Below are 20,455 nucleotides of genomic sequence, written 5' to 3'. Positions count from 1 at the left end.
AATGACCTTCTCATTCTACATGATTCTCCTCATAATTTCCTGCAACCTTGGAAATGGTAAGGATAAGCAACAGGAAAGGAGGCATGTTGAATGTCGAAGAACAAATCAATGGATCCCATGACTGGCGATACGGTCGAAACCGACGGTATTTATGCCAATGAGGCTGGACAAGAGGTTACACTTAAACGAGGTGATGAGTTCCCCGCCGACCTGGTTCTAGGCCGTAGTACGTATGAGCTGCAAGGCTTTGCCGATGAGGCGGAGATTGATCATGATCAATCGGAACTTAACCCCATGCGTAAGCGTGTAGATGCAAGAACCTAAGCTTTACTAAGCGTCCATCCTGCACAAAGAAACCGAGTGGCCTCTATGGCTTCTCGGTTTTTCTCTCTTCTGTGCTATACTAGGGGGAATACATTGGTTAATTTTCCCCGGGGGATTCCTATATGACACGCATAATGATAATAACAGGCGGCACACTTGGCGATTGGGCGCTAGAGGAGATTCGCGCGGATGATATTCTGGTTGGTTCCGACCGCGGGGCCCTTTTTCTCATTCAAAACGGCCACCTCCCCCATATATCGATGGGGGATTTCGACTCCGTTACAACCGAGGAGCTTGCCCTCATTCGAGCTTCCAGCCAAGAATTCATAGACTGCGATCCGATTTATAAGGATCTGACGGATACGGAGATGGCTTTTAATTGGGCGCTGGATCAAAATCCTAGCCAAATTCTGCTCGTCGGCGCGTTAGGCACACGGTTCGATCATTCCCTTGCTAATGTGCATTTGCTTCGCAAAGGCATTGCGCATGGCATTCCCTGTGCGATTATGGATGCTAATAATCTCATTATGGTGATCGATCGACCGACTCGCGTGAGGAAGGGTCCGTACACACATACCTCCCTGCTTCCACTAAGCCTAGAGGTTACAGGGATCACGCTGCACGGGTTCCAATATCCCCTTCATCAAGCAACACTTGAAATTGGGATGTCGCTTGGCATCAGTAATATTCTCCTTGAGCCAGAAGGCCTCATTGAGGTTTCCTCAGGCTTATTGCTTGTGATTCAAAGCAAGGATTAGTGAGATGCTGGTTCCCACTCTTTCTATTTTTCTAAAGCCGGCTAGAATTGACCGTGGAATCAGCGTTCCGTAAGTTTAACTCGACAAAAATTACATAAAAATTTGGAAATTCGACACGCTCTTCCCTGCTATAGGATAGCTAACTCTGTTATAATCAAGGATACGCTAGACATTTATTGAGATATTGAGGTCGTTTAAGCATGCCCCCTGTTCATGAGAACCTTGTAAGAAATCTTCTTCCTACCAAACTACCTTCTGTTATCACACATTTTGCATCTCGACATGTCCTTACAACGCGTGAAGCCGAAATTATTAGCCTTATCGCTTTGCGTGGTTATAGCAACAAAGAAATCGCTGATTATTGCTTTATCAGTGAAAAAACAGTTAAAGTACACATCGAGAAAATCATGGATAAAGTCGGAACGCGATCGATGCGCAAGCTTCTATCGGCTATTATCAGTACCGACGCTTACCCTTCATAATGAGACCAAAAGAACCGCCAGTTGCTTGAGCAGCTGGCGGTTCCTTTGTGAAACGTCCCTTCGCCGAAATGACGGCGGAACTTATTTTCCAGAAAATCGCCGCGAGAGCTCGCTAGATATCTAGGTTACAACGCAGCGGCGAGCTGCTGCACAAACTGCTCCAGATAACGCTGGTCGACATCATCGAACCGATTGAGGCTTGGGCTGTCGATATCCAGCACCCCGACAAGTTCAGCTCCCACTACAATCGGGATCACGATCTCCGATTGCGAAGCCGCATCACAAGCGATATGTCCTGGAAAAGCGTGGACATCAGGAACAAGCACAGTTTCCATGCGCTCAGCAGCCGTACCGCACACCCCTTTACCGAAAGGAATTCGCACGCAGGCCGGCAATCCCTGAAAGGGTCCGAGCACAAGCTCCTTCCGCTCAAGCTGCTCATCCACCAAGTAGAATCCTACCCAGTTGATGTCTTCTAGAAACTGCCCCAGCAATGCAGATGCATTCGCCAGATTCGCAATACGGTTCGGTTCATCCTGTATTAGCGCGTGGGCTTGCCCGATCAGCAATGTATATTGTTCTTCTCTTGTTCCGCTATAATTCGATTTCGCAAACATCTGTCATCATCCTCTTCTGCCTAGTCTACTTTTCATCATACCAAATGAAAGGCTCCCCGCCAAAAGATACTGGAGCGACTAACTCCTCTACAATTACCACTAGCAGCGCCCGAGTTAGTCTACAAAGCCGACTATCTCTTCTACAATTGCTGCTGGCGAGCTGGAGTTAATCTCTTTCATCGACTAACTCCTCTCCTTATGTATGTGTACAAAAAGGACAATCCGCTAAGTCAGCAGATTGCCCTCATAAGATCTTATTTTTGTCCGTAATATGCGTTTGCGCCGTGCTTTCTTAGAAAATGACGATCCAGCAAGGTTTGATCCATCGGCTGAATGGCAGGGTTCAAGTTGTACGTACGATACGCGATCTTCGCAACCTCTTCCAATACAACGGCGTTATGAACCGCATTGTGCGCATCCTTACCCCAGCTAAATGGTGCATGGCAGTTCACTAACACGCTCGGAACCATCGCGGGATCCAACTCACGGAACGTTTCAATAATCACGTGGCCTGTCTCCAACTCGTAAGCCCCTTGAATCTCCGCCTCAGTCATCAGACGCGTGCACGGCACTTCGCCGTAGAAGTAATCGGCATGTGTCGTACCGAGTGCCGGAATCGCGCGGCCAGCCTGCGCCCAGCTTGTCGCCCACGGCGAGTGCGTGTGAACGATGCCGCCAATCGATGGGAAAGCACGATACAAAGCCAAATGCGTTGGCGTATCCGAAGATGGCTTCATTTTGCCTTCCACAAGGTTACCCTGCAGATCCACGACAACGAGGTCTTCTGCCTTCAAATTCTCATAAGGTACGCCGCTCGGCTTAATCACGACGAGTCCTTGCTCACGATCGATTCCGCTGACATTGCCCCATGTGAACGTAACTAGTCGATATTTGGGCAGATCCAAATTGGCTTCCAAAACTTGCTGTCTCAATTCCTCTAGCATCTGAGCTCAACACCTTCCGATAAAATGTACATATATACCGACATTATACACTTGTACGTACATGTTAGCTAGATGTTTCGAAAATAATAGGCATATAATTAAACTTGTATGTACAGCTTATAACGACCATTTAAGAATGGATAATAGAGAAAACGATCGTCTTCCCATCCGACTCCAGTCGTGTTTCCACCGAATAGTTACCGATTTGCGTTGTCGTTGTTTCAAGAACACCTTTCGCTGCGGCACGTGCGCAGGCATCCGTAAATTGGCGGTTGAAAATGTCTGCATCATACCCGAATAAGAAATCCGTAAACTTGCGGATGCTTTCCGTATTACGAGCCAGCACCCCGTCCTCCAGACGGACAGTGACGCCATAGGTCGCAAACTGTGGATCCAACCAGAGAGAAGCTTCATTGCTGTTGCGCGCTTCCGCCGTAGCTCCGCTCAGAGATTGCGCTTTGGCTTCTGAATTCCGAAATAGACGCAGCGTCGTTTCTTCCAAATCGTAATTCGTCCCGCGCAGCTTGCCTGCCCCTTCCATCACTTCGTAGGCTTGCAACATGCGCTCATCTGGGAAAACGAGCTTCTTGTAGCTGCCATCCTTGGTTGGCACGACCTTGATGAAAGCTTCGTTATCGTTTTTCACGCTGACGCGCTTTGATTTCGTCTGCAAACGCGTAATAATTTGCAACGCTTCGGCACGTGTCACATATTGACCTACCCCGAAGTAACCATTCGGATACCCTTCCATGATCCCCTTCGTCATCGACTCTCCGATAAACTTCTGCTGCCTGCTCGTTGCGCTCTGTAAATCTCCGAAATGAGATGCTGCCGCAAGACTATACGTCTCGTCCTCCAAATATTCCGTTTCCTTCAATAAATAGTACAAAATCTCCGCGACATCTTCTCGCTTCAATGAAGCTTTATAATCACTGAATTGCCCCTTGCTTATAAAATGAAGATCACTTGCCAAATCCAAATATGGCTTAGCCCAGTAACCAACCGTGTTCGGCTTAAACGTGAAATCCCGGTAATCCTGTTGTAAAATATTTTGATTACCTGCACTCAGCGTTTGCAAAAAGCTTGTCTTCCACTTCCGTTCCCCATTTGGGAACTTATCTGTGAAGGCCAGCAGTACAATTTTCACAAATTGATCTGCGGTAACGGTCTCATCTGGTCGGAATGTTCCATCTGGAAAGCCGTCCAATAAACCTTGCTGCACCATCTGATCGATCGTCTGCTCCGCCCAATGGCCCCCAATATCCTTAAACCCTGCTGCCTCGCTTCTACCTTGCAGGCCACCTATTGTTAATAGGCAACCGATCGTCGCAATTGTCAGCCATTTATTCCATCGTATCATCGCCAATTTCTCCGCTTCTATCCTAATTTTCGGCACCAACTTCTACCATTCTCTAGGATAAGCCTTCTACTAGTCTTTGAGAACATGCTAAAAAGCCCATTCATTGAGGCAGGATAAGCCCCCCTTAACTGGGTCTATAGCCATATAAAAGGCTAAAAAGACCCTGCCCTCTACTAGGTAGAAAGCAAGATCCGCTATCGTGAACATGATTACTCTTTCTTTTTCGTCCCTGCTACCGCTTTAGCAGAATTGTAATAGCGCATCCAGTCGACAATGTACATCATTTTCGCTAGGTAATCAGGTGCACTCCCCTGTAAATGACTGTATTGCTCTTCTTGCAGCAGTTGGTGCAGCTCGTACCCCTTTGTATAGAGAGTCTTCGTGAACGCTTCTTCCGTCTGTGGCTTGTAGAGATCCGTTCCTCGGGAAAGTTCAATTTCCTCGATAATTGTGCCCCGGTAGTACGGGTAAATATTCACCTGCAGGCCCATATCGATGTAAGCTAAACCTGTATATTCATAAGGAAGCCAAATTAAATTCGTCTTCTTGTCTTCTAGCTTCACGGTGTACACTAAACCTAGGTTCAGGGCAATCGGCTGCGGATAATTGCTTATTAGCCCGGATCGCAAATGATCTGCTATATGCTCAACGAAATTCATGCTGCTCTTCCTCTCCGAAGGATCTAGTCCTTCCTTCATATTGCGTGCTAAAGCGCTTCGTTGTCAAGCAAGAACGCATACGTTCCAGTTTCTATCTTTAATTGTTCTGTTTTCTAGGTACAATTTCCTGCCGATCACGCTCTAACTATTGGGCATGAACAGTTTCAATAAAGAATAGGCTCTGATGAGGCACAAAGGGGCAGGGGCTTACGAAAGTTATAAGTAAAGTTTTTATTTCCAATGGTGAACTTTTCGGGAATAGATGCGTCTATATAGGAGAGGTGAGAGAATTGGAAACGACGGGTGTCCATGTATTTGATTATTTGAAGTACATTGCAGAAACAACAGATCAGAAGGTGATCCTTCGTAATTTAATGGAAACCTACGGGAATGATGTGTGGAATTATGCCTTCAGTATTTGTCGCAATAAAGATGCAGCTGACGATATTGCACAGGATGCTTTCTTAAAAGTATATCGCAATCTGACGACTTTCCGTGGTGAAGCTGCGGTTAAAACCTGGTTGCTTACGATAACCCGCAATACCGCTTATGATTATATGCGCAAAGCGTTTTGGCGCAAGGTGACTCTGGTTGGATTCGTGCAATCGGGAGGTACCGCAAGTTCGGCTGAAACAGAAGCGGTTGAAAATTTATATGCAAGTGAAATTTGGCAGAAGGTCATGTCTTTATCCGCAAAATATAGAGAAATCTTAATTCTTCACGCACATTATCAGATGACAACCAAGGAAATGGCAGCTATTCTGGATATTTCGGAAGGAACCGTTAAATCCAGACTTCACCACGCCAGACTTAAGGTTCTTAGTCTGAAGGAGCGTGAAGCGCTTGAACACTCCTGAGCCGGATGACTTCCAGAAGCAATTGGAAGATGCGCCCCTCGTACAGAAGGGGTTCACCTCCAAGCTTCAGCAGGATATTGAGCAAAAGATTCGAAAGAAGGAGCGCAACAAGTCCAAGGTAAAGCCTCTTCTCTGCGTTGCTGGTATAGGTACAGTCATGGCTGTTGTACTTCTTTTCCCATGGCATACGATGCATACGCAAAGTGAGGCTGCTGCGCTCGAAGGGAAATTGATGCCGGCGGCGGTTACCGTCTCCACACCCCCTCCTGCTCCCATCAACACAGCCTTACTCATTGGGCTACGGACAGAGCATGAGTCTGCCACAAGTGGCGGCCAAGGGCGCGTGCTGTCGCCACTTCGTTACAGCACCTATCGGACGATGCTCATAGCGCCCGTTCGCGGGCAATTACAGAAGACCTCCGAAGGCACTGGTATTTTGATGCCGTATAAGCAAAACTTCTGGAAAATCGACTCCCTCACACATCTGACGAACAAAGGTGAGTCTCACTATTTATCTGCTCATTTGGCTGATCAGCCCATCAAGACAGAACGCTTCACAGAGCCAGAGGATCAAGAATTTAATCGCGTAGAAACACTGTTGTTTGCAGGCAACCAGTACGTCTCCATTGCCGAGTCGGAGGCAACTTGGAATGGCAATGCGCCTTATCATGCGGATCGCATCTGGGTGCGCACGCTTCCACAATTGAAGGAAGCACGCACCTTGCAATTCTACAAAAAGCCAGTGGACAAGAACCACGTGTCCTTGATGGATGTCTTTGGCACAAGTACGAGTACGGATCTAGCGAGGATGTCGACCATGGCAGACAATGCAATGAGCGAGGTATCGGGACAGAGTTGGACCGTGCAGCGTGAGGCAGGACAGTGGGTTGGCAAGGTTGCTGAAACACCGAAAGCTAGTTTATCGAGACCTGATTCTTACGTACTGCGTGATTTCCCACGCCAATTGCCTGACAAAGTCGTTAATCACGACGAGATCTGTTGTTCTTGGACCAATATCAAGTCCTCGTGGCCGAAAGCTACGGATGCGCTAACCTCCCCCTTGGACGATATGCTCGTCATTTTCGAGGGAGATACGCTCAAATTCTACTCCTACGGGCAAGCACCTGGCAGCATTCCCCAGCTTACCTTAGACCTGGAGCCTGGTGAACAGCTGGTCATGGCACAATGGGCCACAGATCACTACGTTCAGGAGTGGATCGACAAGGTCGGGCGCTACCTGTCCATTGCGACAGAGTCTCGGCCCGTGGAAGTGGAAGCACAAGTGAAAACCCGCTAGATCATAAAACCCGCTGGTCCTCTTGGACAGCGGGTTTTATGTGGTTTCGGTTGGGTTAGCTACTTCTACTTCTACGCCCCAAACGTCTCCCCGCCGCTCCAGATGCACTTCAACAAATTTAACTGGATTATATGTAGCTAATTTTGTTGATTTTCACGCAAACGTGAGAATAGCTGGATTTCATGTAGGTAATTCCCGCCCAAAACGGCAATATCACCAATCCTGGCAATTTTAGCTTCACTTTTTCCATCTATTCGTTCGATTCCATCAAATACGGATGAATTAGCTGTATGTTTTCCATTTAGTTGGTGCCACAAGTACTCAGCTTACTCAGCTATCTACTCCCCTGTAGCCTCTGACTCCCTGACTACCACTCTCAGCAACTAGGCCTTGTACGCATCCATAAAGCCCTGAACAAAACGGGGATCCCACTGGCTCCCCTTCCCATCTGCGAGAATGGCCATCGCCTTCCGGGTAGGCATTCCCTTCCGATACGGCCGATCGGACGTCATCGCATCGAACGCATCGGCTACCGCAATGATGCGGCCGAACACCGGGATATCCTGGCCCTTCAGGCCATCCGGATAGCCCGCGCCATCGTAGCGCTCGTGATGCGAGCGCACGCCTGGAAGCAAAGGAGCCATCGCCTCAGCGGGCTCAATTTGTTTCAAAATCGATTCACCCAGATCCGGGTGACGCTTGATTTGCTCGAATTCCTCGTCGGTGAGTCGGCCATCCTTTAACAGCACCGCATCGCGCACGCCGATTTTGCCGATATCGTGCAGCAGCGCCGTTTTGTACAACCAGTCAAGCTCCTGTTCGCTCAGGTCAACCGCTTGTCCAATCAACAAGGAGTACCTGGCGACGCGCGTTGAATGCCCTGCCGTATAAGCATCTCGCGCATCTAGAGCTGCCGCAAGCGTAGCGTAATAGCTCTGCAGGAGCTGATTGTTCATTTTTTCACGGGCATCGAGGCCCTTCACCATATGGTTAAAGCCCGCAATCAACCGCGAGAACTCATCCGAGTATAAGTCAGACGCCCTAACTTTGAGATCACCGGACTGCACTTGCTTCATCACGCGATGTAAATCCTCAATAGGCTGTTGAATATCACTGGCCAGCAAGCGTGCTCCCAAAGACGAGAAGCCAACGCCCAGCAACAGAATAATCGCCGCCCACTTCCAATAATCAGCGATCAACTGGGAGGAATCCACGCTTGTGCTCAACCGAATTTGCGTTGCTAAGCTAAAAAGAAATAGCGGCATCGTGCCGATGAGAAACGCACTCAGCTGGAACTTCCGCTGAATTGACACGATGACGCGTCCATCCAACGAGACGTCCTCCCCATGAATCTGCTGCCCCAACTCACGTATATGTATCAGCATGGGCCGAATGGCTTGCGCCGTCATAAAAAACTCAAGCAACGCATGCATACTAGCAATCAGTATGGCACCGATGCCCGCCAGCCCTATGTAAAAAGCAGGCAGTGTCAACCAACCCCACGCAATCCCTAGGCTCGCCATGGTCATTGCCGGAATTGATAGCCCCAAAAAGTGCGGCCCCATGATCCGCATCACCGACAAGGCAGGAAAGCGATGTGTCTGTAAGTAGGCTGCACGAATAGTCGTAAGCGCTGGCTTCTCTTGCCCCATCATTTCGCGAATTGGCCCTATGTGCCTCTGAAATATCAGAAACTCCGCAAACATCATGACACATAACGATAAAATCATAATGATTAATAAGCGGAACAATTCAACGCCCGATATCGTGAGCGTCGTCGAAATAATGACCCCGCCTACAACAAGCACAGCAATACCCGACCCCATCATATAATTTCGCAAAAGATCTCGTAGAAACTTCCTATATATCAGCATACAACACCCGCCTCTATCCAAAACTTTCCTCACTGCGAAGTTGACTCGCATCACCTCTATTGTACCGTAATCTGGCAATTCCCGCTCGATATCTCTATTAGAGTTTACTAACTTGCTAGCTATTCTGGCAAAAGAAAAAAGCCACACTCTACAGTTAAGAGTGTAGCTTTCACGTTAGCTCCGTGTCCGAGAATTCAAGGCCCTTTTCGGGCCTTTTCGGGCCTTACCGCACCCGCACAAGCCCCTCCCTATCCTTCCCGCTTCAACGTCGGGTCAGCATCCGTTCCAAGGAACGCGCGTGCTAAGTCGGTCACGCTTTTGCCTGTGAGCGTCTGGGTGATCTCCGGCACCTGCGCGATCATTTTGGCAATATCGCCGGTGATCCGGTTGACGCCGGACGTCGAACCGTCCTGCGAGATCACGGTGATCTTATCCACGTTGCTAAGCGGCGCCGCAATTTTCTCCGCCAGCTCCGGCAGGATGCGGAGGATTTCCACCGTCACCGCCGCCTGCGTGTACTGCTTGTAGGCCTCGGCTTTCTTCTCCAGCGCCTCCGCTTCCGCAAGCCCCGCTAAGCGCACGACCTCCGCGTTCGCCTTCCCTATGGCGAGTTCCGCTTCCGCCGTGGCTTCGCCGCGCTTTCTCGTCGACTCCGCTTCCGCCTCGGCCTCAAGGATTTGCCGTTGCTTGCTTACCTCGGCGCGCATAATGGCCGCCAGCCTCTCCGCTTCGGCTGGTTTAATAACAGAAGCCTCGAGCTCCTTCTGCTTCAGCTCAACCTCGATCTGGCGAACGGTTTTGTTCGCCTCCGCTTCCATCTGACGGATCCGTACCTGCTCCGTCACGAGTTGCTGTTGAATTTGTTTTTGCTTCAATTCATAGGCCAAATCCGCTTCCGCCTGACGACTCGTCGTCTCCTGCTTGAACTCAGCTTCCTTCATGCTGAGCTCCTTGCGGTACTGAGCTTCCTTCGCCGAAGCCGCGCTCTCTGCTTCAATCGTCAATTGATGGGCTTCCGCCTTGCGAATAGCCGACTCCTTCTCCGTATCCGCCTGCCGGATTTGAATATCTCGCTCGACTTCCGCTTTGGCAATACTCGCGCTTTTGCGAATCCTCTCCACTTCAGGTACACCCAAATTCTCGATGTAGCCTTGATCGTCCGCTACCCGTTTCAGCACGAAGGAAATGAGGTTTAGCCCCATTTTATCCAAGTCCTCCGAACATGTTTCCCTCATCTTACTATTAAGCTCATCCGGGTTCTTGAGGATCGATTCTACTGTCAACTGCCCAACTAACCCCCTCAGATGCCCTTCTACTGAGTGCAAAATCATCGCTTCCCGCTCCGCCATCGAATGATCCAGGAACTGCTCGGAAGCGGTTGCGATCGCGATGGGATCACTTTGAATTTTGATTTGAGCGACAGCTTCAATTTTGAGACGAATACCTTGCAGAGAGAACATCGGTTGATCAGGCTTCACGTCAAAGCTCGTGAGCATCATCGAGATCGTTTTGTAACTTTGAAAACCGGGGATGACGAACGTTCCGCCGCCTTGCACGACTCTTTTGCCACCTAAACCAAACACGATCATCGCTTCATTCGGCGGCACTTTCTTATACGCTTTTACAATCGAAGCCAGTAAGATAAAAACAACAACTACAATGGCAACAACCATGATAAGCACTGAATACATCATTCCTGCCCTACCTCCCTGTCATTCCTCACTATTGTTTAAAGCAAGAACCTACTATTCAAATTCACTAAATTCCGTCACCGTTGCCACACCTTTGCTCATGTTCAAAATAACAACCTTCGTCCCTTTCGCTAGGGACTCACCGTTCTCGGAACGAACACTGATGGAGCGCGTGGTTCCTTGGAGGACATACACCATTTCACCCATGCCTTTTCCAATAATCGGAACTGTAAGCTTCCCTAACTGACCGCTGAGCTCAAAATCGCTCTCCTTCATACTGTCATCGTGCTTATAAATAACCTTCGCATACAAAAGAAAGAAGAGCCACGCCATCACTAACCCAGCAGCAATAGCACAGAGAAGAATGAGTAAACCGCTTGTCATGCCAACCTTGTTAAGGATGTACCCCATGCCGCCGAACACCGTCAAACCCGCGAGCAACGAAGACATATTGAACCAAGATGGGCTGCTATGCCCGTGTCCATGTGTACCGCCTGCATCGCCATGCAGCTCAAAGCTGTCCACACCGAAAAGTGTGATGAGTAACGTAAGTACGAGACCTACAAAAAAACAAACAATAAACATCGTCATCATCGGCTTTACCTCCCACATAAATGTAGACGAAATTGGGAATAAAAGGTTTCGCTTCAAAGAAAAATCCCCCTATATCGCATAGGAGGACAGCAATTCCCCTTCGTTTATTTTAAACATACAAAGCGCATCCTTCTCGTACTACTTGCGTATAATCATTCGATGACTTATCGTTAAATCTATTAAAACAAAAGGAGTAGATTATCCCATGCATTCAAAAAAATGGACTTGGTTAATTTCGGCAGCGCTGGTAATCATGATGTTGACGCTAACGGGTTGTCAATCAATACAAGGTTTGGAACTGGCGAAAGCCGTTCAGAATGGCGCTAATGTGAAGTCTTCCGAGTCGAAAGGTACTTTGCAGCTTGAGCTTGTCCCAGGCGATACGTCTAAGCTATCCGCGGGGGAAAAGGCCGCACTTGCAGCCCTGCAGGATGTAAAGGTTGAGCTCGCAGTAAAAACGCAGGATAGTCAACGTCTATCTGCTGAAGGTAAGATTATTTACAGTAAAGGTAGCATCCCTTTTAACGTTGCCATGGAGGGTACGAAGATCAACCTTAGCATTGAAGGTGCGAAACAGCCGATCGTTATTGATCTTTTAGGCGGGGCTGATATTTCTTTCTTAAGTTTCTTACCTAAGGCCATCCAAGAACAATTCGGTAATAAATTACTTGAAATTAAATCAGGACTCATTGAACTTATTTTAGCGAATACCACGGATCCTGCTAATCTAGCAATTACTTCCGTAACGGATAAAGTCAATAATGAATCGCTCTCGTTGCAAAAAGCACATGTAGAGCTTAGCGGCACGGAATTAGCTTCTCTTCTGCAAAAGCTGCTAACTAACGTTCTTGCCGATGAAGCTGGCCTCAAAAAAGTGCTTAGCCAGTTGTACGATGCACTTGCTCCTGTGATTCAAGAACAGATCGCTGCTGGAGATAAAAGCATTGCTTTGAGTCTTCTAACGAATAAAAATCTGACTCTTGGCTTTGTGTACTCCCCTATCCATGATTACCTAGCGGGATTGGCAGATTCCATTGATCCAACGAAAGATATGTTTAGTAGCAAAGCATCGCTTCAAGCAGATCTTTTCATTGATGGTGACAAGCAAATTCGTAAGCAGAACATTGCGATCAATATGCCTCTTACGAAATCAAACAATGGAGCTTCCGCGATTAAGATTTCCTATGTGAGTGAATCTTGGAATTTGAATAAACCGGTTACGGCTAGCAAGGTAGATACGTCCGGTGCACTTCAACTTAAACCAGATGCTACGGCAATCTTCAGGGTGCTTGCTACATTAGATAAGCAATCTACGCTTTATAAAATGCTTAAAAACGATCTGCAAGTGACCAAAAAAGATATCAATATGGTTACCGACGGGTCGGGAGCTAAAGACGACGCACCTCAACCATTTATTAATGCCACTGGCACGACGATGGTACCGGTTCGCTTTGTTTCCGAGCAGTTAGGTGCTGAGGTTGGCTGGAATGGTGATCTACGCCAAGTTACGATTACTGATTTCCTCACGGGGAAAACACTGCTTTTGACATTGGATAGCAAAAATGCAACTGTAAACGGCTCCGCTGTTCCTGAGCTGGAGAGTGCCGCTACATTGTCTGACAACTCAACTTTTGTTCCTATTCGCTTCATTGCTGAGCAGCTTGGCTGCGTAGTTTCATTCAATAATGAGACGCGTGTTGTCACGATCCACCGCGACTAAGTAAATTCAAGATAGGCGATCACCCTTTTCGTATAGCTGAATAGTCTAGTAATGAACCTAGGCAGAAAGCCTGCTGCGAGAGCGCAGTTGTACGAGAAGGAGTGAACGTTTATGTATACAAACCCTATGCATCAACAAGGGCCGCAAGGTCATCACGGACACCAAGGACCTCATATGTTGTATCAGGCTGAGCCCAACTGGCAGCACATGATGAAGCACAAAAGAGATGCCCTCATGCATGCATTGCATCCACACATGGGCCGTAAGATTCGTGTCACGACAATTGATGGGCATACACATGAAGGTGTTCTCATTAATGCAGATGGTCATCACGTGTATCTGAATACGGATCCTCATCATGGACACCAACAAGGTCACCAAAGACCGATCTACACACCAGCACAATATAATCAAATTTTGACGCTTGTGCTTTTTGAACTGTTAGTTATTCTACTGCTTGCCTAAAACACATTAAGCTCGCTCCTCAAGGCCACTTAGGCTGAGAGAGCGAGCTTTATTCGTTATTGCTGAATGAAGCGCTGGTAGGAGGCCTGACAGTCCTCATACAGCCTTCCCTCATCTGCTCCCGTTAGAATCCCCTTCTCCACTACGATTCGGCCATTGACGACCGTGTAGTCGACCGCGCGTTTGAGGCCTACTGTCCCCAACCACGACTTAGCGTCGGTATGTGTTCCGACAGCGTCTATCTGATCGATTCGCACCATGAACAAGTCAGCAGATTTACCTACCTCCAGCGACCCAATGTCGGATCTACCCAGGATCTCTGCTCCCCCCCTCGTTGCTACCTTCAATAGATCATATCCGGTTGGCGCCAATGCGCTAGATTGCAGCCTGTGAAGCAGGTAGGCGATGCGAAGCTCCTCCAGCAGATTCGAGCCATCATTAGAAGCGCTGCCATCGACAGCCAAACCAACTGGAATGCCCATCTCCAGCATCTCAGGCACTCTGGCAATGCCAGAGGATAGCTTCATATTGGAAATGGGGCAATGGGCGACGCCGGTCTTCGTCTGCGCGAGCAGCTTCATTTCATCATCATTGAAATGAATGCCATGCGCATACCACACATCGGAGCCTAACCAGCCTAAGCTTTCCATATAGGCGAGTGGCCGCATGCCGAATCGTTCGAGCGTATAGGCTTCCTCATTCTTCGTCTCGGCGAGATGTGTATGCAGACGCACGTCTCTAGCTCTTGCAAGTGCCGCAGATTCCCGCAGAATATCTGCGGACACACTGAATGGCGAGCACGGCGCTAGCACGACCTGTCGCATCGAGCCTGCCCTTGCGTCGTGATACAGGTCAATAAGCCGCTCACTATCCGTGAGGATCGTCTGAATATCCTGCACGACGCTCATCGGCGGCAATCCGCCGTGATCCTTGCCCAGCGTCATTGATCCACGAGAAGCCACGAAACGCATGCCTAGCCGATCAGCCGCTTCGAATTGTTTATCGATGAAATGAGCACTATGTTGCTCAGGAAAAACATAATGATGGTCAAATACGGTCGTACAACCGTTCTTCATGAGGTCGGCAATTCCGGTTAGTGAGCTATGATAAACAGCGTCCGGCGTAAGACCTTTCCAGATCTCATACAGATAGCGGAGCCAATCGAATAGCTCAAGCTTCTGCACCTGCGGCAGGTTACGCGTAAACGTCTGATACAAGTGATGATGCACATTGATGAGACCAGGATACACGAACATGTTGGATGCATCAATAATTTGCGTGGAGGCATCCTTCGGAGATAATCCCTTCCCTATCTGTACAATTTGATTGCCCTCGATCAGCAGATCCGCCTGCTCCAACACGCGGTCCTCTGCATCTACCGTTACAATTGCCTTCGCATTTTGAATCAAGATGGAACCCATTTTAATAAGCCTCCTAAAATAGAATAAGGGAACCAAAAAAATCCTAACCACAAACACAATATACGCATATATTGTGTTCGTAGTTAGGATTTAGGTTCCCAGTAGAGCCCCCGAACCGAATTATCGAGGTTATACGAACTATGAAATTGTCGTAAACTTTTGCTAAATTTAGGAATAGTATAGATCAGCTAATAAAGAAACGTCAAGAGGGTTGCCGTTGAAAATAACTATGATGTTTTTTCAGAAAAGTGGAATAAGCTTCCCTAATAATGGATATATTATCAAAGCTGCGTTAATGACTTACAAGCTCTTCGGAACGAGTTGATTCCGCCGATGAGAATCGCAGGCACAAATTATTGTTGGAGGTTTATGAACACATGGAAACAGGTACAGTAAAATGGTTTAACGCAGAAAAAGGATTTGGGTTTATCGAAATGGAAGGCGGTAATGACGTATTCGTTCATTTCAGCGCCATTACAGGGGAAGGTTTTAAAAGCTTGGATGAAGGCCAACGTGTGCAATTCGAAGTTGTTCAAGGTAACCGCGGACCGCAAGCTGAAAATGTAGTCAAGCTGTAGTCCTTCATCACATATTGCTTTAACTGCTTGCGCGTCAGAGTCAATTATGACAAGGAGGAGTTCGATTGTACTTTTCAAAAAAATCATTGGAACCAGTACCGGAGGAACAAACCAGCATCTGGACCTGCAGCACTGATCAGTGCTCTTGCTGGATGAGAGATAACTTTTCATTCGCGGATAGTCCCGCATGTCCGATTTGCAATTCATCCATGGTCAAGGATTTAAAGATGCTCCCAACCTTATCGAACACAAGCAGCAGGCGATGAATCCGGCACAGAAGAGCCCCTGTCTCCAATGGAGACAAGGGCTCTTCTTGTTATAGGACTATATAATGCTAATCCACTTAATATATAGTTCGCTGAAATGCTTCGCCTTGGTACATCATCAAGGTATCTTCCTCACTCATATGAGGGGTAGCTAATACGAGAATTTTCCCCCACTCCAACTCAGTTACGAGTCTGTCCGTCTCCGCTTCAGGCACGCCGAGCGCCAGGATCTTCGCTCTCAACTCCTCGCCACGTGATCGGAACAGATTGGCGATCGACGTGAACAACCCTTCTTCGGCCATCGAAATCTGCTCTGCACCCGCATACTCCGCGACGTAATTTGTACCTTCAGCACTGTGTGTCAGAACATAAATATGATCCTTTTTAAAGCCTTCGTTATGCAGTTGCTGTACTTTCTTCTGCGTATCCTCAAGACTGGATGTCACACTTACTCTGGTATACGTACTCATGGCAATTCCTCCTCGTCAATGGGTTTTATAGGGTGTTACCGTGTTACCTTGAGTAGCTACTTTGTTCTAAATGCTTCGACGTCTGCCGAAAATTAGTGATACTACGAACATAATAAGGAAAACGAAGAACAAGATTTTGGCGATACCTACTGCTGTTGAGACAATCCCAAAGAATCCAAAAACACCTGCAACTAACGCAATTACTAGAAACGTCATAGCCCATCCTAACATACCCAACACCTCTCTCTTCCTTTTCGATAGTGTTCATCTTGCTATGCTTTCTATTACCCATCCCTCCTAGGATTGAAACAGGCTTTTGCACGAATGTGGTCATTCGTGCAAAAGAAAAAAAGTGCCCCCACCATATACATGGCTTTGGGACACCCTTTCCGATAACACCTACTATGATTTCTTACGGTATATACGCTCATGTGGTACAAAGTCATCATACTGCACACCTTCAGGCACGTGAAGAATATACTCTTTCTTCCCGAGACCCAAGTAACCTTGCGGGGTTAAGCTGCTGTAAAACAAACTGTGCACCTGCTGCTGCAGCTTCGGATCGAAGTAGATCATCACATTCCGGCAGAGGATAACGTGAAATTCGTTAAAGGAGCCATCCGTCACTAGGTTATGCTGAGCAAACATCATATTTTCTTTCAGCTGCGGTTTGAAATACGCATACTGATGATCCGTCGTGTAGTACTCCGAGAACGCTTTGGTACCACCGGATTCCAAATAATTAGTCGTATACAATTGCATCTGCTTCAGCGGGAAGGCGCCCTTTTGCGCCGATTCTATGGCTTGCTCGTTCATGTCAGTAGCATATATTCGCGTCTTCTCCGCCAAGCCCTCTTCTTGCATGAGGATTGCCATGGCATAGGCTTCTTCGCCTGTTGCGCAACCCGCGTGCCATATTCGAATCTCCGGATAGTCTCGAAGCTCTGGCACGACTTGGGTCCGAAAAGCATTGAAGAAACTGGGGTCTCTGAACATTTCCGTCACGCGAATCGACATATCGCCCAGTAGCTTGTCTATGAATAACGGCTCATGCAGCACTTTCTCCAGAAGCGCTGTTATCGTTGGCAGCTTTTCCATCTTCATACGATTTAGAATACGTCTGCGTAAAGAGGAGCGCACATAATGACGGAAATCAAATCCGTACATTTGATATAAGCCCTCCAGGAGCAGATTGATCTCAATAGTTTCCCTCTCATCGACGTACTCTTCCAACTCATTCCATACATCCTGAGGTTCCCGTGTCAATGCTTCTTCACCTGCTTCGTGAGCCACACCCGCATCAGTGAGAAGAGTTGTTCCATCTGCAGCGGCTTCGTAATATAGTCCGATGCTCCCGCTTCGAGACATTTCTCTTTCTCACTCTTCATAGCTTTCGCTGTCAAGGCAATGATGGGTAAGTGGCGCAACTCCAGCCCTCCCCGTATCTCCTTCATGGCGTCGTAACCGTCCATAACTGGCATCATGATATCCATTAATATCAAATCGTAATTTGACTCCACGGTTAACAGATCGATAGCTTCTCTGCCATTCTCGGCGACAACGACCGTTACTCCTTTTATTTCTAATGCGCTAACGAGTGCGAATACGTTACGGGCGTCATCATCGACAAGCAAAACTCTCTTCCCTTCGAACAGTTGTGCATCTGCGTTAATTGGCACATCTATGGATAGCTCAGCATCGCTAAAGTAACTCTTCGGATAGGAAGCTCCCCCCATATACGAAATCACCTGCTCAGTAGAAGCGGCGATCTGATCTTGTGCGGAGGTACCGTCAGGATGAACTCGTTCTTCTGGGCAATTTGGAATATATAAGGTAAATGTACTGCCTACCTGCAGCTCACTCTTCACAACAATCGTGCCTCCAAGCAATCGGGTAAACTCGCGGCAGATCGATAGACCAAGACCTGTCCCGCCATACTGACGATTGGTTGTACCATCCACTTGCTGGAAGGCATCAAAAATAATGTGCTGCTTATCAATTGGAATCCCAATCCCTGTATCCTTGATCGAGATTGCAAGAATCATTTCCTCGGAACCTCGATGGAGAAGTTCTCTAATACGCGCTGAATCCGAGAGAGCTATTCTCATCGTAACAGAACCTGTTTCGGTGAATTTAAAAGCATTTGACAGCAGGTTCTTCAGAATTTGCTGCAGGCGTTGACCATCAGTAACAATGACGGACGGCACATCTGAATCCAGAATAACATGGAAATCAAGCGCCTTCTTAGCAGCCACTGGTGCGAACATAAGCTCCATGGACTGTGGAATCTCCGTCACATTAACCTCGTCCTGCATAATCTCTATTTTCCCAGCTTCAACCTTGGATAAATCCAGAATGTCGTCGATCAGTGACAGCAAATCATGACCCGCCGCATTCACCACACGCGAATACTCCACGACCTCGGACATTTGCATGTCTCCGCTACTCTCCACTAGCATTTGCGAAAGAATCATGATGCTATTCAGCGGTGTACGCAATTCATGAGACATATTAGCCAAGAAGTCGGTTTTGTACTGAGAACTTGTCTTCAGCTGCAACGAATACTTTTCAAGCTCGTCTTTGGCTTTCTCGAGCTCCGCTGCTTTCTGCTCAGAAAATTGATTCTGCTCCTCCAGAAACTCATTCGTCATCCGCAGCTGTTCCTGCTGCATTTGGAGTTCTTCGGACTGTGTCTGAAGCTCTTCCGATTGCGTTTGCAACTCTTCCGTCAGAATTTGCGACTCTGAGAGGAGACGCTCCACTTCCATACGGCTGCGCACACTCGTAATCGCCGTCCCGAACTTCTCTTGCAGAGAATCAACCAAAGTCAGATGCTTTGACTGAAATTGATGAATAGAAGCCAACTCAATCACGGCTTCGGTTTTTCCATCTACAAGAATCGGTGCTAATAGAAGGCTCCGAGGCGTTGAGATTCCTAACCCAGACGTTATTTTTACATGATTATCAGGAAGGTTATCCATCAGGAAAATTCGTTTATCAACTGCACACTGTCCAACTAAGCCTTCGCCTAGTTGAAACCGGGAAGCAGCTTGATCCTGTCCGGAGGCTGCATATCCAGCAATTTTCTCATAAGAAGGTTGTCCTTCTTCGTTCAACCTTAGATAGATAACGCCATAGCTGGCATCCAACATGGGTGCCAGCTTATGGATAAAGGCTTCACTTAGCGATGTTATATCACGTATGCCTTGATATAGTGTTGCAACTTCTGTGATACCCGATTGAATCCAGCTCTGTTTTTCTAAACTCGCCAACAACTCATTCGTTGCTTCAGCCAACACACGGATCTCGTCATTCGTCCTCACTTCAATCCGAGAAGCTAGATTCCCTTCCATTGCGGTAATATCGCGAATCTTCTGGGTAACTTGTTTAATGGTGTTCGTTATCGAATTCGATAGAATGAATGCCACAACTATAGCCACAATGGAAATAAGAGCCAAAATAGTAAAAAGAACAACTTTAAGATTATAGTTGCTTTTGGCGATTTGCTCGACTCTTAAAGAGGTAAGCTTCTTCTCCGTGATGAGAAAGGAATCAAATTGCGTCCGCAACTGATCCATCACTTTTTTGCCTGCATTCTGTTTAAAATAGTCATTGATTGCTGCTGTATTGTTTTCCTTTTTCATGCGGATGACATTGTCTCCGCTCGTTTTCAACCAGGTCTGAATCGTCTCTTTAATCGCATCCAAGCTTTGCACCTGGGAGGAATTATCACTGACAAGCTGATGAATTTTATTAAACGTTTCTAGCCAAGCTCGATTTCCGTCATTGTAAGGCTCTAGATATTGGTCATCCGCTGTGATGACAAAGCCGCGCAAGCCCGTTTCCATATCGAGCATATTTTTCTGTAATTCGTGCAGCTGATCGTGTACTTCCATATCATGGGATGAGATGAAACTAACTTCTTTCTGCAGATCCGTTACGCGACTACTTACAACTAGTAGCGCTAGACCTAGACAGATAATAATTGAGATGTAACCCAGCATAATCTTGGGTTTAATCTTAAATAGGATGGAATTAAACATAAGAAAGTGCCTCCTGGTACAGTTGGTAGCAAATG

General features: G+C 47.4%; 22 protein-coding genes and 1 riboswitch. Of the genes, 9 read left to right on the top strand and 13 right to left on the bottom strand.

What is annotated here, in order from left to right; genetic code table 11:
* Positions 1-90 precede the first annotated feature (90 nt).
* The 3 genes from L6I86_RS14280 (at position 91) to L6I86_RS14270 (ending at position 1,564) form a co-directional block, all read left to right on the top strand.
* Positions 91-324, top strand: coding sequence for a hypothetical protein (locus tag L6I86_RS14280; protein WP_056610744.1), 234 nt, complete (start codon positions 91-93; stop codon positions 322-324).
* Positions 325-446: 122 nt separating this feature from the next.
* Positions 447-1,082 carry a thiamine diphosphokinase gene (locus L6I86_RS14275; protein WP_236288055.1) on the top strand — a complete coding sequence of 212 codons (636 nt, stop codon included), beginning with the start codon at positions 447-449 and terminating at the stop codon, positions 1,080-1,082.
* A 200-nt stretch (positions 1,083-1,282) separates the two neighbouring features.
* Entirely contained in the window at positions 1,283-1,564 is a 282-nt protein-coding gene (locus L6I86_RS14270; protein WP_236288053.1) for a response regulator transcription factor, read from the top strand.
* A 125-nt stretch (positions 1,565-1,689) separates the two neighbouring features.
* On the opposite strand, the gene L6I86_RS14265 is transcribed toward L6I86_RS14270, so the two are convergent.
* From L6I86_RS14265 to L6I86_RS14250, 4 genes are all read right to left on the bottom strand, one after another.
* Positions 1,690-2,181 (bottom strand): GAF domain-containing protein, encoded by a 492-nt coding sequence (locus tag L6I86_RS14265; RefSeq protein ID WP_236288051.1) that lies wholly within the window; start codon positions 2,179-2,181, stop codon positions 1,690-1,692.
* A 254-nt stretch (positions 2,182-2,435) separates the two neighbouring features.
* Entirely contained in the window at positions 2,436-3,125 is a 690-nt protein-coding gene (gene araD / locus L6I86_RS14260) for an L-ribulose-5-phosphate 4-epimerase (RefSeq protein WP_236288049.1), read from the bottom strand.
* Between the two features lie 130 nt (positions 3,126-3,255).
* Positions 3,256-4,485, bottom strand: a complete 1,230-nt coding sequence (locus L6I86_RS14255) for an S-layer homology domain-containing protein (RefSeq protein ID WP_236288047.1) — start codon at positions 4,483-4,485, stop codon at positions 3,256-3,258.
* Between the two features lie 209 nt (positions 4,486-4,694).
* A complete protein-coding gene (locus L6I86_RS14250; protein WP_236288045.1) occupies positions 4,695-5,144 on the bottom strand; it encodes a hypothetical protein in 450 nt (149 codons plus the stop codon).
* Positions 5,145-5,434: 290 nt separating this feature from the next.
* Between L6I86_RS14250 and L6I86_RS14245 the strand changes: the two genes are divergently transcribed.
* Both L6I86_RS14245 and L6I86_RS14240 read left to right on the top strand, forming a co-directional pair.
* Entirely contained in the window at positions 5,435-6,001 is a 567-nt protein-coding gene (locus L6I86_RS14245) for an RNA polymerase sigma factor (RefSeq protein WP_056610767.1), read from the top strand.
* Entirely contained in the window at positions 5,988-7,298 is a 1,311-nt protein-coding gene (locus tag L6I86_RS14240; RefSeq protein ID WP_236288044.1) for a hypothetical protein, read from the top strand. Before L6I86_RS14245 ends, L6I86_RS14240 begins: the two co-directional genes overlap by 14 nt.
* Positions 7,299-7,435: 137 nt before the next feature.
* Here the strand turns inward: L6I86_RS14240 and L6I86_RS14235 are convergent, their stop codons facing one another.
* From L6I86_RS14235 to L6I86_RS14220, 4 genes are all read right to left on the bottom strand, one after another.
* On the bottom strand, positions 7,436-7,615 hold the full coding sequence (locus L6I86_RS14235; RefSeq protein ID WP_236288042.1) for a hypothetical protein: 180 nt from the start codon (positions 7,613-7,615) through the stop codon (positions 7,436-7,438).
* A gap of 66 nt (positions 7,616-7,681) precedes the next feature.
* The gene (locus L6I86_RS14230; protein ID WP_236288041.1) at positions 7,682-9,172 is read right to left on the bottom strand and encodes an HD domain-containing phosphohydrolase; all 1,491 of its coding nucleotides are present in this window, start codon (positions 9,170-9,172) and stop codon (positions 7,682-7,684) included.
* 248 nt (positions 9,173-9,420) lie between these two features.
* Positions 9,421-10,866, bottom strand: a complete 1,446-nt coding sequence (locus tag L6I86_RS14225; RefSeq protein WP_236288039.1) for a flotillin family protein — start codon at positions 10,864-10,866, stop codon at positions 9,421-9,423.
* 51 nt (positions 10,867-10,917) lie between these two features.
* A complete protein-coding gene (locus tag L6I86_RS14220) occupies positions 10,918-11,514 on the bottom strand; it encodes an NfeD family membrane protein (protein WP_236288038.1) in 597 nt (198 codons plus the stop codon).
* A 148-nt stretch (positions 11,515-11,662) separates the two neighbouring features.
* On the opposite strand from L6I86_RS14220, the gene L6I86_RS14215 reads away from it, so the two are divergent.
* Together L6I86_RS14215 and L6I86_RS14210 are read left to right on the top strand one after the other, a co-directional pair.
* On the top strand, positions 11,663-13,177 hold the full coding sequence (locus tag L6I86_RS14215; protein WP_236288036.1) for a copper amine oxidase N-terminal domain-containing protein: 1,515 nt from the start codon (positions 11,663-11,665) through the stop codon (positions 13,175-13,177).
* A 111-nt stretch (positions 13,178-13,288) separates the two neighbouring features.
* Positions 13,289-13,642 (top strand): hypothetical protein, encoded by a 354-nt coding sequence (locus L6I86_RS14210; RefSeq protein WP_236288034.1) that lies wholly within the window; start codon positions 13,289-13,291, stop codon positions 13,640-13,642.
* Between the two features lie 56 nt (positions 13,643-13,698).
* Here L6I86_RS14210 and L6I86_RS14205 read toward each other — a convergent pair whose 3' ends face one another.
* A complete protein-coding gene (locus L6I86_RS14205; protein WP_236288032.1) occupies positions 13,699-15,063 on the bottom strand; it encodes an 8-oxoguanine deaminase in 1,365 nt (454 codons plus the stop codon).
* 60 nt (positions 15,064-15,123) lie between these two features.
* Positions 15,124-15,220, bottom strand: a riboswitch (purine riboswitch).
* Between the two features lie 220 nt (positions 15,221-15,440).
* Between L6I86_RS14205 and L6I86_RS14200 the strand changes: the two genes are divergently transcribed.
* Together L6I86_RS14200 and L6I86_RS14195 are read left to right on the top strand one after the other, a co-directional pair.
* The gene (locus L6I86_RS14200) at positions 15,441-15,641 is read left to right on the top strand and encodes a cold-shock protein (protein ID WP_028555458.1); all 201 of its coding nucleotides are present in this window, start codon (positions 15,441-15,443) and stop codon (positions 15,639-15,641) included.
* A 65-nt stretch (positions 15,642-15,706) separates the two neighbouring features.
* The gene (locus L6I86_RS14195; protein WP_081787428.1) at positions 15,707-15,907 is read left to right on the top strand and encodes a cold-shock protein; all 201 of its coding nucleotides are present in this window, start codon (positions 15,707-15,709) and stop codon (positions 15,905-15,907) included.
* 77 nt (positions 15,908-15,984) lie between these two features.
* Here L6I86_RS14195 and L6I86_RS14190 read toward each other — a convergent pair whose 3' ends face one another.
* The 4 genes from L6I86_RS14190 to L6I86_RS14175 all read right to left on the bottom strand — a co-directional run bounded on the left by L6I86_RS14190 (position 15,985) and on the right by L6I86_RS14175 (position 20,420).
* Entirely contained in the window at positions 15,985-16,377 is a 393-nt protein-coding gene (locus tag L6I86_RS14190; protein ID WP_236288030.1) for a YflT domain-containing protein, read from the bottom strand.
* Between the two features lie 66 nt (positions 16,378-16,443).
* Positions 16,444-16,608: a DUF1328 domain-containing protein gene (locus tag L6I86_RS14185; protein WP_236288028.1), complete on the bottom strand. Its 165-nt coding sequence runs from the start codon at positions 16,606-16,608 to the stop codon at positions 16,444-16,446.
* A gap of 171 nt (positions 16,609-16,779) precedes the next feature.
* Positions 16,780-17,745 carry a CheR family methyltransferase gene (locus L6I86_RS14180; protein WP_236288026.1) on the bottom strand — a complete coding sequence of 322 codons (966 nt, stop codon included), beginning with the start codon at positions 17,743-17,745 and terminating at the stop codon, positions 16,780-16,782.
* Positions 17,640-20,420, bottom strand: a complete 2,781-nt coding sequence (locus L6I86_RS14175; protein ID WP_236288024.1) for a CHASE3 domain-containing protein — start codon at positions 20,418-20,420, stop codon at positions 17,640-17,642. Before L6I86_RS14175 ends, L6I86_RS14180 begins: the two co-directional genes overlap by 106 nt.
* Positions 20,421-20,455 lie beyond the last annotated feature (35 nt).

Source organism: Paenibacillus allorhizoplanae (assembly GCF_927798215.1).
Taxonomy (GTDB): Bacteria; Bacillota; Bacilli; order Paenibacillales; family NBRC-103111; genus Paenibacillus_E; species Paenibacillus_E allorhizoplanae.
This window is presented reverse-complemented; position numbering and strand designations above follow the sequence as displayed.

Excerpts from the sequence above, each read along its gene's own strand:
- L6I86_RS14255 (WP_236288047.1), bottom strand. The coding sequence starts at position 4,485 with ATGATACGATGGAATAAATGGCTGACAATTGCGACGATCGGTTGCCTA.
- L6I86_RS14270 (WP_236288053.1), top strand. The coding sequence starts at position 1,283 with ATGCCCCCTGTTCATGAGAACCTTGTAAGAAATCTTCTTCCTACCAAA.
- L6I86_RS14265 (WP_236288051.1), bottom strand. The coding sequence starts at position 2,181 with ATGTTTGCGAAATCGAATTATAGCGGAACAAGAGAAGAACAATATACA.
- L6I86_RS14185 (WP_236288028.1), bottom strand. The coding sequence starts at position 16,608 with ATGTTAGGATGGGCTATGACGTTTCTAGTAATTGCGTTAGTTGCAGGT.
- L6I86_RS14205 (WP_236288032.1), bottom strand. The coding sequence starts at position 15,063 with ATGGGTTCCATCTTGATTCAAAATGCGAAGGCAATTGTAACGGTAGAT.
- L6I86_RS14250 (WP_236288045.1), bottom strand. The coding sequence starts at position 5,144 with ATGAATTTCGTTGAGCATATAGCAGATCATTTGCGATCCGGGCTAATA.
- L6I86_RS14175 (WP_236288024.1), bottom strand. The coding sequence starts at position 20,420 with ATGTTTAATTCCATCCTATTTAAGATTAAACCCAAGATTATGCTGGGT.
- L6I86_RS14210 (WP_236288034.1), top strand. The coding sequence starts at position 13,289 with ATGTATACAAACCCTATGCATCAACAAGGGCCGCAAGGTCATCACGGA.
- L6I86_RS14200 (WP_028555458.1), top strand. The coding sequence starts at position 15,441 with ATGGAAACAGGTACAGTAAAATGGTTTAACGCAGAAAAAGGATTTGGG.
- L6I86_RS14225 (WP_236288039.1), bottom strand. The coding sequence starts at position 10,866 with ATGATGTATTCAGTGCTTATCATGGTTGTTGCCATTGTAGTTGTTGTT.
- L6I86_RS14230 (WP_236288041.1), bottom strand. The coding sequence starts at position 9,172 with ATGCTGATATATAGGAAGTTTCTACGAGATCTTTTGCGAAATTATATG.
- L6I86_RS14215 (WP_236288036.1), top strand. The coding sequence starts at position 11,663 with ATGCATTCAAAAAAATGGACTTGGTTAATTTCGGCAGCGCTGGTAATC.
- L6I86_RS14190 (WP_236288030.1), bottom strand. The coding sequence starts at position 16,377 with ATGAGTACGTATACCAGAGTAAGTGTGACATCCAGTCTTGAGGATACG.
- araD (WP_236288049.1), bottom strand. The coding sequence starts at position 3,125 with ATGCTAGAGGAATTGAGACAGCAAGTTTTGGAAGCCAATTTGGATCTG.
- L6I86_RS14280 (WP_056610744.1), top strand. The coding sequence starts at position 91 with ATGTCGAAGAACAAATCAATGGATCCCATGACTGGCGATACGGTCGAA.
- L6I86_RS14275 (WP_236288055.1), top strand. The coding sequence starts at position 447 with ATGACACGCATAATGATAATAACAGGCGGCACACTTGGCGATTGGGCG.
- L6I86_RS14180 (WP_236288026.1), bottom strand. The coding sequence starts at position 17,745 with ATGTCTCGAAGCGGGAGCATCGGACTATATTACGAAGCCGCTGCAGAT.